This is a genomic window from Thiocapsa rosea (assembly GCF_003634315.1).
Taxonomy (GTDB): domain Bacteria; phylum Pseudomonadota; class Gammaproteobacteria; order Chromatiales; family Chromatiaceae; genus Thiocapsa; species Thiocapsa rosea.
On the sequence record NZ_RBXL01000001.1, the window covers coordinates 2840643 to 2853240 of the forward strand.

Sequence of the window (12598 nt, forward strand, 5' to 3'; positions counted from 1 at the left end):
CCATGACACGCGTCCGCCCGGAGAACCCTGGACGCCCGGAGCGCCCGGATGCTGCCCGACGGCGGCGTCTTGTGCAGTTGACTCTGTGCCTGGTCGCGGCCGGTTTTTGCCGAGATGGCGTCGCACGCGAAGCGGCGACGACCGGGACACCCGATTGGTCCTACTCGGGGGTCGCGGGTCCGGACCAGTGGGGCGATCTCGGGGGTGAGTACGAGACCTGCGCGCGGGGCGAGCTGCAATCGCCGATCGATATCGTCGAAACCCAGCGCGTGAGCTACACGCCGTTGCTCTTCCGCTATCGATCGCAGCTCCTCGAGGCCGAGAATACCGGCCGCGGAGTCCGCCTGATCTCCCCGCCCGGCAGTGCGCTCGTGATCCGCGGACAGGCCTACGACCTCGCCGAGTTCAGCTTCCACGTCCCCGGTCTGCATGGTTTCCAGGGTGTTGCGGCGGAGGCCGAGATCCATATGCTGCATCGCGACGGGAAGGGCGGTTATGCCGTCGTCGCCGTGCCGCTGCGGGCCGGCGAGCGCGAGAATCGGATCCTCGATCGGATCCTGGAGTATCTGCCGACCCAGCCCGGAGAGCGGGTGCGGCAACGTCAGGTGGGGATCAACCCTCTCTTCCTGCTGCCGGTGGATCGCAGCTATTACAGATATACGGGCTCGTTGGTTACGCCGCCCTGCACCGAGCCGGTGCTTTGGTTCGTCTTTCGCGAACCGCTCGAGGTGAGCGCCGATCAGATTCAGCGCATTGCGCGGGCCACGGGGATGAACGCGCGTCCCATCCAGCCCTTGAACGGCCGTCCGGTCTTCTCGCTTTTCCGCTATTAAACCGCGTCCAGAGCGACATGGGTTGTTTTCATGTTGCGTTTGGCTTCGGAGATCTTCTCGATCTCGGTGAGACGCGGTTTAAAATTTAAAATTTTTCAATTCTTTAAACCGCGCCAGCTCCGACAGTCGTCGGAGCTGGCGCGGCCACGCCATGCCAACACATGACGCATACCGCACCGGGCGCGGTTTAGGGTGCGGAGATGTTCTGCTCCACGGCAGCCATCAGCACCGGATCGGTCAGCTCGCTCGGCAGCTGCGTGAACTTCTCCACCAGCGACGGCCACAAGAGGTTGTAGTACAGCTCGCCGCGCACCAAGACGACCCCTTCCGCAGGGATGTCGTAGAGGATTTCGCGGGTCTCATGGGGCTTGAGCCGGGTGTCATCGCCGAGCTGAGTTGCGGTGGGTGGCGGTGCGGGCATCCCCTGAGCGTCCGCAAGGCCGTAAAAGAAGTAGCCTTTGGGATCGTCCTTGGAGGGATGACTCTCCGAGTTTTGCCAGACCACTTCGCCTTGATCGTCATAGGCGGTGAGCTTCAGATACATGTTGCGGAAGGGCGCTCCGGTCGGTACCGAATGGGGTTGCGAGTTCTGCATGAGGACGGTCGTCTTCAGCACATCGCCGTCGATCTCGGTGCGCACGTCGAACACGACGGCCCGCTTGAGCATGCCGTGGTCGTGTCCGCCGCCCATGGAGTGATCCACCAGGCCGTTGGAGACCGGCATGTGACAGGATTGGCAGGCAACCTTGCTGCCGCTGGCGATGAACTCGTTGCCGGTCGCGCACAAGGGGACGTCCTGCGGATTGTTGCGCTGATCGTGGCAGCCCATGCAGGCATCCGAGGTCTTCATCAGGAAGGGGCTGGCCTCCATGGTCAGTGCGGGGATCTCGATCCCGTCCATCTCCACCGGCTCGCCCAAATGCGGGTTCGGCTTCTGCGAGCCCGCCGCGTCGTCGACCGCACCGCCGAACAGGTCGTCACCGGCCGCTGCCAGCTGCTGGACGCCGCGCGGGAAGGCAGCGGGACCTTGAAGCTTGTCCGACAGCTCGTAGGCTTTCAGACCTAGGCGCATCTTGCCGTCCTCGCCCTGGATGCCCTTGTAGCTCTGAAGGGTATGACAGGCGACGCAATTGACCCCTTCGCTGTAGGCGACATGGGCATCGAGCTTGGTGGTCTGGTCGCGGGCCGCGTTCGGTGCGTGACATTGCAGACAGATCGGGAAGGTGCCGGACTTCTTGTGCACCTGTCCTTCGGCCCTCGGATCTCCGACCTCCATCTCGTAGAAGGTGCCGTGGATCGGATCCTTCAACGCAGTGCTGTTGGCGTGCATGGAGCCTTTCCACTGCCGGTAGATCTCCTCGTGACAGGTCTGGCAAACCTCCGACGAGATCAGGTGGATCGGCTCGGAGGTGTCTTCGGCCGCCGCCGGAGCGGCGAGACCTCCGAGACCGAGTGCAAGGCCGAATGCGATCGAGAGTCCCGCGAGTATAGGTTGCATGGGGTGTCGCTCCTTATCTTCTTGTGATGTGGACGGTGTGACACGGACGCCTGTCCGACCGTCGTGAATTGTTCACTATTGATGCCGTCGGGAAAAGTGCCTGCAGTCAATGAAATTCGGTTCCTGTCTCGCTCCGGTCCAAACCCATAGCATTTAATTAAATTCTAATGCGTTAAACCGCGGCAGAGCGACATGCGTCATTTTCATGTTGCGTTTGGCTTCAGAGATATATTCCATCTCGGTGAGGCGCGGTTTAAATTGAATGGGTTCAGGCCGGGGCCTTCTGGATCTTTCGGTCGGGCCACACCCTGTCTATTCGAAATAGCCGCATAATGAAAAGAAAAAAAAGAGCCTTTTTGTTCGTTGCTTTAGCCCTTTTTTCTCCGTCGGTCATCCGATGGGTCAACAACAGAATATCGATAGGTTCTGAATTAGATTGCTCGGTCCGGCCGCCCTATAATCGGACGCGTCGTTCTTTCCGGCAGTCTTCAGAGGTTGTTCAGATGTGCGCTATTCCAGTCTCGATACCGATACGATTGCTTCTTCTTTGTGCTCTAACCCTGTCGATCGCGGTGCCCGCAGCGGCCGACAAGGTCAAACTCGACCCGAGCAACTGGGGCCACGAAGCCGGCAGCGCCTGCGTCAGTTGCCACACCAAGGCATCGAGCGGGCTGGCGCAGCAGTGGCAGGACAGCGCCCATGCCGCCGCGGGTGTCAACTGCATGGATTGCCATCGGGCCGAGCGTTCCGATGTGGACGCCATCGAGCATGAGGGCCAGGTCATCGCGACCATCGTTTCGCCGAAGGACTGCGGGCGCTGTCACACGAAAGAGTTCGAAGAGCAGCAAGGCTCGGTCCACGCCGAGGCGTACTCCATCATCGAGGATCGCATTCCGGCACTGGCGCAAAACGTCGGCGGCGCGGCCATGCAGGCCGCATCCTGCGATCAGTGTCACGGCTCGCGGGTGAAGGTGCGCGGTGACGGCACCTTGGATCCCGCGACCTGGCCCAACTCGGGTATCGGGCGGATCAATCCGGACGGATCCAAGGGGTCATGCTCATCCTGCCACGGCCGGCATCGCTTCTCGAAGGCCCAGGCGCGCGAGCCCGAGGCGTGCGTGCGCTGTCACTCCGGCCCGGACTCGCCGGACAAGGAGGTCTTCGAGGCGTCCAAACACGGGATGGTCTATGCCGCGCATCGCGACGAGATGAATCTTGATGCAGCCGAGTGGAATGCCGGGCGCGACTATACGGCCGCGCCGACCTGCGTGACCTGTCATATGGGTGCCGCCGGTAAGCTGCCCTCGACCCATGATGTGGGTCTGCGCAACGTCTGGAGCCTCAATACGCCGGTCTCCAAGCGCCAGTTCCTGGTCATCTTCGAAGACGGGCACAAGATGGAGCTGCCCGCGGACGAGCCTGCGCCGCGGCGCGGCACCGAGCTGACGCGTGCCGACGGCACGGTCGGGACCGTCAAGGCGGTGGCGACACCCGAGCGGCGCCGTCAAGCCATGTCCCTGGTCTGTGTCGAATGTCACGGCAAGGGCTTCACCGAGAGCTTCATGCGTCAGTTCGACGCGGTTGTCGAGCTTTACAACACGAAATTCGGCGAACCGGCACGGGCGATCATGGCCGGCCTCTACGAGCGCGGTCTCCTCACTCCGACCGCGTTCGACGAGCCGATCGAGTTCACTTACTGGGAGCTGTGGCACGACGAAGGCGCACGCGCCCGACACGGCGCCTCCATGATGAGTCCGAACCACGCCTGGTGGGAGGGCATGTATCTGGTCGGCCGCAATTTCTATGCACGCTTCCTCCCGGAGGCGCGGGCGGTGGCAGGCGAGCACGCAGACGAGCTGGTGGACGCCGTGCTGCGCGCAAACGGGCAGCACGAGTGGCTGGATCAGCCCGATCAGGCGAGCGCCATCCTCGGCTTCGCACCCCGGGAGGCCGAGTAATGGGCAAGCTGCGCGCACCTGTGTTCATCACCCGCCATGTGCTGATCGCGCTCGTGGTCGGCGGTGTCGGCGGGGTGCTCTTCATGACCTTCCTGCTTGAGTTCGATCACTACACCAGCACCAACGCCTTCTGCACGACCTGCCATTCGATGACCTATGCCGAAGAGAGCTATCGGCAAACCGTCCATTACGACTCGGCATCCGGGGTGCGCGCATCCTGCGGTGACTGCCACGTCTCAGAAGGCGTCTTCGCGGCGACCTGGGACCATGCGGTGGGATCGAAGGACCTCTTCAAGCAGCTCTTCGGACCGGACTACGACGACCCGGTGATCAATGCCCTACACCTGCCCGAGGCCGCCTTCGCCGCGCGCAGATGGTTTCAAGCCCGCGACTCGGCGACCTGCAAGCGCTGTCATACGCAGGATGCGATCCAGGGCAAGCGTGCGGATACGGCGGCGATCCATCGCGAGGAGACGGACGGCAAGTCCTGTATCGACTGCCACTACAACCTGGTGCATCGCAAGGTGCCCGACGAGAGCACCTTCAAACGCGACGCATGGAACCGGATGGTCGAAGAGGAGTTCGGGCTGGAGCCGGGAACGGCCGAGCAGCTGATGAGTGCGCACTGAGTCCGCGAGAAGTCTCGAGCAAACACTCGCAGAATTTGTCGTAATCGTTGTCGTTGTCGCAATCGTAATCGGATTCCGGACGAACACGACAACGACAACGACTGGAGCCTTCAACCACGTTTCCTGGTTGCCCCTCTGCCGGTAGATCCTTTTCCGGAAATCACCTTAAACCGCGTCCCCGCGAAGGGCCGTGGATGCACCAAACGTCGAGCTCACTCGAAAATGAGCATTTCGCTCAGGACGCGGTTTAGGTTCAGTGCTCGCAGTTGTCGAAATAGTGTCGTGACCAGGGTGAGACCGCGAGCGCGAAGGCGAAGCCCAACGTCACGGCACCGCCGAGAACCGCGAGCAGGGCGAGATGGGCGGTCGGCACGGGTAGAGCGGCGCTCTGCGCGAGTCCGAGCAGCAGGATGCCGGACAGGAGCAGTCCGGCGGACAAGACAACGGTCGAGCGCAACGTGGTGCAGGAGATCATAGGATCTCTCCGTCATTCATTACATAAGCAAATTCTAATACAAAAGCGCAGGAACGCAATGCCGTGGGTGACAGCGAACCGTGATTCCGGTCGCATCCGCGTCATTTTCCGTGTCGTTGCAGTGAAATAGTCGAGTATGCGCCGACGTTCGAGCCGGCGGAGGGATAACCGTGATGGCTGTAGGGGCGAATGCGCTCGCCCCTACAGGTCGTGCTGCCACGCGCAGTCGGGATGCTTGTGGCCGAAAAGCGCCTGAGGCGTTACTCGGCGGCCCCTTCAGCCGCGCTCTCGTCGGTCGGCTTGAGCTTCACGACTTCTTCGTTGAGTTCCACCATGGCGCCGTCACGCATCTCGGCCAGCTTTGCCGAGAGTTGTTGGCGCTTGAGCAGGGCCGTGAGCTGCTGCTTGGCATCCTCGAAGCTCGGGGGCTCGGCCTTGCGGGAGTCCTGCAGCTCGATCACGTGCCATCCGAACTGGGTCTGCACGGGTGTTTTTGTGTAGGTACCGACCTCCATCGCAGCGACCGCCTCGGAGAAGGGCGCCACCATCTGATTGGCGTCGAACCACTCGAGCTCGCCGCCGTTCTTGCCGGTCGGGCCAAGCGAGTGCTCGCGTGCGAGATCGCCGAAATCGGCACCGCCTTCGAGTTCCTCGATCATCTTCTTCGCCTCTTCCTCGTCCTTGACGAGGATGTGGCGCGCCTTGTACTCGGTCTGGCTGGCGCTGGCCTTGATCTCGTCGTAGGCCTTCTTCAGCTCGTCTTCGGTCGGCTCGATCTCCTCGGCCATCGAGGCCAGAGCCGCGTTGGAGAGGATCTTCATGCGTTGCAGCTCGATGGCGACACCGACGTCCGGGTCTTTCTCGAGATTGCGCCGCGCGGCCTCCTGCGAGGCAACCACAAGACTCATGAAGTCGTTGAAGGCTTGCTCTTGGAGTTCGGGCGAATTCTGGCCTTGACTTTGCTGCAGGCGCTCCAGGAAGAAGAGACGGAACAGTTCGAGCCCGTAGGGTGTGCCGTTGACCGTTGCAATCAGGACGTCGTCGCCCTGCGGTTGGACCTCGGCGTCCTTGGCGTCCTGCGCCACGGCGACACCTGCGGCCAACAGGGCACACAGGAGGAGGGGAATGCGAGTCGTCTTCATGATGATGATTTCCGTATGTTGGGATTCATTGGCATCCAAGGATGCCGGCAATTGCAATGGGGAGAGACGGCGGATGAGGGGAATCGTCCGCCCCGGCGAGCGGCGTCCGGGTTCGGGCTTCAGGTCGGAAACACCCGCTTGAAGGGCTTGACCCGAACCTCTCGGTAGACGCCGGCAGCCTTGTACGGATCCGCGGCCGCCCATTGCTCGGCCGCGGCCAGATCGGGGAATTCGGCGACGATGAGGGATCCGGAGAAACCGGCCTCACCCGGATCCGGGCTGTCGATCGCCGGATGTGGTCCGGCGATGACCAGGCGACCCTCGTCCTGCAGGGCTTGCAGGCGCGCCAGATGGTCCGGCCGCGCGCTCAGGCGTGCCGCGAGACTCTTGTCGTGATCCACGGCGATGATGGCGTACAGCACGTCAGTCGGTCTCCAGTGTCCGGGGTTCGTCCGTCATGTGGCGGGACAGGTAGAAGGCCTGCGCAATGACGAACACGAGCGTCATCCCCATCATACCGAAGAGCTTGAAGTTCACCCAGATGTCCTCGCGCGCATGGGTATCGTTGCAGAGCGAGAGCAGCTCGCCGCTGAAGCGCTCGGTGCAGGCCGAAAGGTCGATATCCTGCAGACCCGAGGCGAGGATCAGGGCTTGTTGGGCACCGAAGAACCCGCTGCCGATATAGACGACGAAGAGATTCACGAGGCCGGTGACGATGAAGAAACCGATCCACATCATGTTCAGGCGTGTCCAAACCGCGGAGGGGAGCTCGACGGCCTTTCCCATCATCCGCTCGATGAGTGTTCGCTTTCCGATGAACTGGCTGCCGAGAAAGGCTGCGCCGAACAGCCAATTGACGATCGTCGGTTTCCACATGACGAAGATCGGGTCGCGCAGGGCGATCGTCAGCCCGCCGAACAGCACCAGCAACCCGAGCGTGACCAGCGGCATGGTCTCCACATGCCGCCGCCGCATCCACGACCAGCCGACCAGGATGGCCGAGGCGAGGATGGCGACGCCGGTCGCGACGTAGATGCCTTCGAGTTTATAGGCGGCGAAGAACAGGAGAATCGGAAAGAAGTCGACAAAGAGTTTCATGAGGCCGGGGTCGCCGATATGGCATGCGTGGTGAGTCGGGATGATGTGTTCGGGCGGGAACCGCGCGGTTCGACAGCGTGAAGCGGCGGCGGTTTCAAGCCTGTCGCCGGGGGCGACGGTCGCCGAGACGGAGGCGCTGCTCGATCCCGCAGTCGTGCGCGATAGGATACGGGGATCGGGCGGGCAGGGCAAAGGCGTTCGACCGGGTTGACGTGTATAGTTGCGTCCGGTTTTTGTTCTCACTTCAAGGGGGATGCGTCACGTGGAGACGATCGAGAGTTGGGTCGGCACGATCAACGGGCTCGTCTGGGGCCCTCCCATGCTGGTTCTCATCCTGGGAACCGGTCTCTTCCTGATGATCGGCTTGCGCTTGATGCCGCTGCTGAAGCTCGGGTTCGGCTTCCGCATGCTGTGGGCCGGACGGCATGCACAGGGACAGGGCAACATCACGCCGTTCAATGCCTTGATGACGTCGCTCGCGGCGACCATCGGAACGGGCAACATCGCCGGCGTTGCCACGGCCATCGCCATCGGCGGTCCCGGCGCCTTGTTCTGGATGTGGTGCACCGCACTCGTCGGCATGGCCACCAAATATGCCGAGGGCGTGCTCGCGGTGAAGTACCGTGAGGTGGACGAAAAGGGCAACTATGTCGGCGGCCCCATGTACTACATCAAGAACGGTCTGGGCCGTCGCTGGCTCTGGCTCGGCACCGCCTTCGCGATCTTCGGTGGGCTCGCCGGGTTCGGGATCGGCAACATGGTCCAGGCCAATTCCGTGTCCCACGCCCTCAGCGGCAAGTTCGCGATTCCGGAGCTCTGGTCGGGCATCGCGATGGCCGTGATGGTCGGGTTGGTCCTGATCGGTGGAATTCGCTGGATCGCCCAAGTCGCCGGGAAGCTGGTGCCCTTCATGGCGATCGCCTATGTCGTCGGCGGTTTGGTGGTTCTGGCCTTCAACATCGAGAAGATTCCCGAGGCCATCTACCAGATCGTGCTGCATGCCTTTTCGCCGACGGCGGCCGCGGGTGGATTCGCCGGTGCGACCCTGATGCTGGGCATCCAGATGGGCGTGGCCCGGGGTATCTTCTCCAACGAGGCAGGGCTCGGCAGCGCGCCGATTGCACATGCGGCGGCACAGAGCAACGATCCGATCCAGCAAGGCACGGTCGCCATGCTCGGCACCTTCATCGACACCATCATCATCTGCACCATCACGGGGCTCGTGATTATGGTGACGGGCGAGTGGATGAGCGGCGAGACCGGGGCGGGCTTGTCCGCCGCAGCCTTCAGCGCCGGCCTGCCGTCGGTCGGCGGGTATATCGTCACCTTCGGGCTGGCGCTCTTTGCCTTCACCACCATCCTGGGCTGGAGCGTCTACGGCGAGCGCTGCATGGAATACCTGTTCGGCATCCATGCCATCGTTCCCTTTCGGTTGGTCTGGGTCGCGGTCATTCCGGTCGGGGCAACGCTTGAACTCGACTTCATCTGGCTGGTCGCCGACACACTCAACGCTCTGATGGCGATCCCCAATCTAGTCGCACTGCTCCTGCTCAGTCCGGTGGTCTTTCGGATGACGCACGACTATTTCGCGGATCCGATCAATCGGCGCGTTGTGACCTGAGTACCGGCGAAGGGCGCCGTTTCGGGTGGGCGGCCGACCTTGAATGGTCGGCCGCGTCCGAGTCACCACGGCGACCATCCAGGCACCGCGGCCGCTTGCCCGGAGTATACCGAGCGCAGGTTCAGCAGCCGTCATCTGACGTCACGGCTACGCCTGTCTTCGAGTCACGCGCTGTCTTGCCCGTTTCATCCGTCTTGATCGTGCCGATGAACATCATGTTCTCGACGCGACCGAATTGTTCGTCCATCGCCCGCTGGACGTCGATGTCGCGCAGCCCCTCGTAAATATAGATCTTGCCTTCGGCCTCGGCGGCACGCTCGCTGGTGCTCGGCTCGAACAGGCGACGCAGCTCGATGTCCGAAACGTCCGCAGCCGCTGCGGCGACACTCGCGCACGAGAAGGCGACGAGCAATGGGCGGGTCAACGCGCGAGCGTTGAAGAGGTTCGATGTCTTCATGTCGATCGACTCACATTCAGTCCTCAGGCCACTTCGCGGCAGGACCCTGCGAGAGCGTGCCTGATCCAATGCGGACCCGGGCGACATGCTTTTATTTTCGTTGTGCTGCCGCACGGGTGCTCGCCCCGAAGCCGGCAATCAGCAACAGCCTTGCTGACGCTGCGAACCCGAACCGACCTCAACTCATCCGGCTTGCCTTAAGCATGGCACAGGAGTTCACACTGCGTGCGCCAATAATATACTTTTTTTATCTGGTAATGGGGTTTTCAGGGGCCGGGCGCCTGATTCTGCGGTCAACCGGCTTTCGAGCCTCCCTGGCAGGGCGGTGACTCGGGTGCAACGCCGCCTTTGGCGAACCATTCGTCCGGGGTCCAAGTATGAAGGGCGATGGCATGGAGTCCGCCTTCGAGTTCGCCGCTGAGGGCGCGATTAAGGAGACGATGCCGGGCGACCAGGGTCTTGTCGGCAAAGGTCTCGCTGACCACCAGGATCTTGAAGTGGGATTCGGCACCGGCAGGGACCGAGTGCATGTGACTTTCGTCGACCACCTCGAGATGCATGGGGTCGAAGGTGTGTTTCAACGTGTCTTCGATACGGGCTTTTCTGTTCATCGGGGTGTTTCGGCTCGGCTTGCCCATCCGGGCATGTCTTTCGGAACTATGGGCCAACCCTTGTCTGCGCAAGCGCCGTGTCCGCTGCGATCAGCGATCACCGCAGGCGATGCAGGACGCGGCCTAGCGGCTCCGTTCGGCGAGCTGCTCCGCGACGGCCTCATATCCGGCCTCGCGGGCGTGGTCCTCGGCGGTGTTGCCCCCGAAGTCCTTCAGGGTCCGATCGGCACCCCGGCGCAGCAGAACCTCGACGGTCTCGGCGTGGCCTTTGCCGGCGGTCCAGAGCAAGGCCGTCCAGCCTTCGGTCTGCTCTTGGTGATCGATCATGGCGCCTTTGCTCAAGAGTCGATCCACGATCGTCGCGTGATTGTTCGAGGCCGCGAGCATCATGGCCGTATAACCGCCCTTGTCTTGGGCGTCGATGTCGGCACCGGCCTCGAGGAGGCGCTCCACGACATCGGCGTGCCCGTAGAGTGCGGCCTTCATGAGCGGCGTCCAGTCGCAGCTGTCGCGCACGTCGACCTTCGTCGACGGCTTCAAGAGTGCGTTCAGGGCGGAGAGGTCGCCTTGCTCGGCCACATCGAGGAGTGCTGTGCCCGTTGCGTCCGGCGTCGAGTCCGATCGGTGAATGACGGCGAAGGCGACGAGGATCGCGATCGCGACGAGGGCGAGGATACGGAGGAGGATATTCATGGCCGCCCATTCTCCGGACCCGGAACCGGTCGGCCAATGCGAATCGGCAACCCGAGAGACAGACTCGGGGATCGCGCCGGTCGGCGCGGTTGAATCGCACGGATGCGCGAGATGCGACGCAGTTAGGCGCCTTACAGGAAGGTGACCCCGACCTGGAACAGCCGCTCGACCTCCGGGATCCGCGCCTTGTCCTGAAGGAAGAGGATGACGTGGTCTTCCGCGGCGATGACGGTGTCGTGGTGCGCCATCAGCACCTCGTCGCCACGGACGATGGCGCCGATACTGGTACCCCGCGGGAGCCGGATGTTCTCGATGCTGCGCCCGATCACCTTGCTGGAGGACTCGTCGCCGTGGGCGATGGCCTCGATCGCCTCCGCCGCACCGCGCCGCAGAGAATGCACGACGACCACGTCGCCGCGCCGGATATGCTTGAGCAGGCTTCCGATGGTTGCCTGCTGCGGCGAGATGGCGATGTCGATGGCCCCGGATTGCACCAGTTCCACATAGGACGGCCGGTTGATCAAGGCCATGACCTTGCGGGCACCCAGCCGCTTTGCGAGCATCGCCGAGAGGATATTCGCCTCGTCGTCGTCGGTGACGGCGCAGAAGACATCGGTGTTCTCGATATTCTCTTCCAGGAGCAGATCGCGATCCGCCGCGTCGCCGTGCAGCACGATCGTCTTCTCGAGATTCTCCGCGATGCGCTTGCAGCGTTTCAGATCCCGCTCGATGATCTTCACCCGGTAGTTGAGCTCCAGCGCCTCGGCGAGCCGGGTGCCGATATTGCCGCCGCCGGCGATGATCAGGCGCTTGTAGGGGCGATCCAAACGCCGCAGCTCGCTCATGACCGAACGGATGTGCTTGGGGGCGGCGACGAAGAAGATCTCGTCGTCGGCCTCGATGACGGTATCGCCTTGGGGCTCGATGGCGCGATCCTGTCGGTAGATGGCCGCGACCCTGGCCTCGACCCTTGGCATGTGCTCGTGGAGTGTGCGCAGCTCGTGCCCGACCAAAGGCCCGCCGTAATAGGCCCTGACCGCGACCAGACGGATCCGCCCGCCGGCGAAGTCGAGCACCTGCAAGGTGCCCGGATTCTCGACCAGACGCAGGATGTACTCGGTGACCAATGCCTCCGGGCTGATCGGAAAATCGATCGGCAGGGCATCGGTCCCGAACAGCTTGGGTTGATCGAGAAAGCTCTGCGCCCGCACCCGCGCGATCTTGGTCGGCGTATGGAAGAGGGTGTAGGCGACCTGGCAGGCGACCATATTGGTCTCGTCGCTGTTGGTGACCGCGATGATCATGTCGGCGTCTTCCGCGCCCGCGCGACGCAGCACGTCGGGGTGCGCGCCGTGGCCGAGGATGGTGCGCAGATCGAAACGGTCCTGCAGCTCTCTGAGCAGATCCGGATTGTGATCGACGACGGTAATGTCGTTCGCCTCGCTGACCAGATTGGCGGCCACCGAGGTCCCGACTTGTCCGGCGCCTAAGATGATGATCTTCATTTAAACCGCGTCCGGAGTTTTCGGTGTTGTGGAGTGGGGGCTTGCGGTCTCGTCGCTCCACGCAGCGATTGGCGCGAC

13 protein-coding genes are annotated in these 12598 nt (G+C 62.8%); 4 read left to right on the forward strand and 9 right to left on the reverse strand.

Annotated elements, in window-relative coordinates; translation table 11 throughout:
- Positions 1-2: 2 nt before the first annotated feature.
- The gene (locus BDD21_RS12590) at positions 3-833 is read left to right on the forward strand and encodes a carbonic anhydrase (protein WP_120797459.1); all 831 of its coding nucleotides are present in this window, start codon (positions 3-5) and stop codon (positions 831-833) included.
- A 187-nt stretch (positions 834-1020) separates the two neighbouring features.
- Here the strand turns inward: BDD21_RS12590 and BDD21_RS12595 are convergent, their stop codons facing one another.
- A complete protein-coding gene (locus BDD21_RS12595; RefSeq protein ID WP_120797460.1) occupies positions 1021-2331 on the reverse strand; it encodes a cytochrome c family protein in 1311 nt (436 codons plus the stop codon).
- 536 nt (positions 2332-2867) lie between these two features.
- On the opposite strand from BDD21_RS12595, the gene BDD21_RS12600 reads away from it, so the two are divergent.
- Together BDD21_RS12600 and BDD21_RS12605 are read left to right on the forward strand one after the other, a co-directional pair.
- Positions 2868-4289, forward strand: a complete 1422-nt coding sequence (locus tag BDD21_RS12600; RefSeq protein ID WP_245969571.1) for a multiheme c-type cytochrome — start codon at positions 2868-2870, stop codon at positions 4287-4289.
- Positions 4289-4918 carry a cytochrome c3 family protein gene (locus BDD21_RS12605; RefSeq protein ID WP_120797462.1) on the forward strand — a complete coding sequence of 210 codons (630 nt, stop codon included), beginning with the start codon at positions 4289-4291 and terminating at the stop codon, positions 4916-4918. Before BDD21_RS12600 ends, BDD21_RS12605 begins: the two co-directional genes overlap by 1 nt.
- Positions 4919-5171: 253 nt before the next feature.
- Here BDD21_RS12605 and BDD21_RS12610 read toward each other — a convergent pair whose 3' ends face one another.
- The 4 genes from BDD21_RS12610 to BDD21_RS12625 all read right to left on the reverse strand — a co-directional run bounded on the left by BDD21_RS12610 (position 5172) and on the right by BDD21_RS12625 (position 7633).
- Entirely contained in the window at positions 5172-5393 is a 222-nt protein-coding gene (locus tag BDD21_RS12610) for a hypothetical protein (protein ID WP_120797463.1), read from the reverse strand.
- Positions 5394-5653: 260 nt separating this feature from the next.
- A complete protein-coding gene (locus BDD21_RS12615; protein ID WP_120799903.1) occupies positions 5654-6535 on the reverse strand; it encodes a peptidylprolyl isomerase in 882 nt (293 codons plus the stop codon).
- A 119-nt stretch (positions 6536-6654) separates the two neighbouring features.
- Complete coding sequence (locus BDD21_RS12620) at positions 6655-6957, reverse strand: YciI family protein (protein WP_120797464.1); 303 nt, start codon at positions 6955-6957, stop codon at positions 6655-6657.
- Position 6958: 1 nt separating this feature from the next.
- Positions 6959-7633 (reverse strand): inner membrane-spanning protein YciB, encoded by a 675-nt coding sequence (locus BDD21_RS12625; RefSeq protein WP_120797465.1) that lies wholly within the window; start codon positions 7631-7633, stop codon positions 6959-6961.
- A gap of 262 nt (positions 7634-7895) precedes the next feature.
- Between BDD21_RS12625 and BDD21_RS12630 the strand changes: the two genes are divergently transcribed.
- Positions 7896-9254, forward strand: coding sequence for an alanine/glycine:cation symporter family protein (locus tag BDD21_RS12630; RefSeq protein WP_120799904.1), 1359 nt, complete (start codon positions 7896-7898; stop codon positions 9252-9254).
- Positions 9255-9375: 121 nt separating this feature from the next.
- Here the strand turns inward: BDD21_RS12630 and BDD21_RS12635 are convergent, their stop codons facing one another.
- The 4 genes from BDD21_RS12635 to trkA form a co-directional block, all read right to left on the reverse strand.
- Positions 9376-9825 carry a hypothetical protein gene (locus BDD21_RS12635; RefSeq protein ID WP_245969573.1) on the reverse strand — a complete coding sequence of 150 codons (450 nt, stop codon included), beginning with the start codon at positions 9823-9825 and terminating at the stop codon, positions 9376-9378.
- A 179-nt stretch (positions 9826-10004) separates the two neighbouring features.
- Positions 10005-10322: a BolA family protein gene (locus BDD21_RS12640; RefSeq protein ID WP_120799905.1), complete on the reverse strand. Its 318-nt coding sequence runs from the start codon at positions 10320-10322 to the stop codon at positions 10005-10007.
- A 123-nt stretch (positions 10323-10445) separates the two neighbouring features.
- The gene (locus BDD21_RS12645) at positions 10446-11015 is read right to left on the reverse strand and encodes an ankyrin repeat domain-containing protein (RefSeq protein ID WP_120797467.1); all 570 of its coding nucleotides are present in this window, start codon (positions 11013-11015) and stop codon (positions 10446-10448) included.
- Positions 11016-11146: 131 nt separating this feature from the next.
- A complete protein-coding gene (gene trkA / locus BDD21_RS12650; RefSeq protein ID WP_120797468.1) occupies positions 11147-12520 on the reverse strand; it encodes a Trk system potassium transporter TrkA in 1374 nt (457 codons plus the stop codon).
- Positions 12521-12598: the final 78 nt, after the last annotated feature.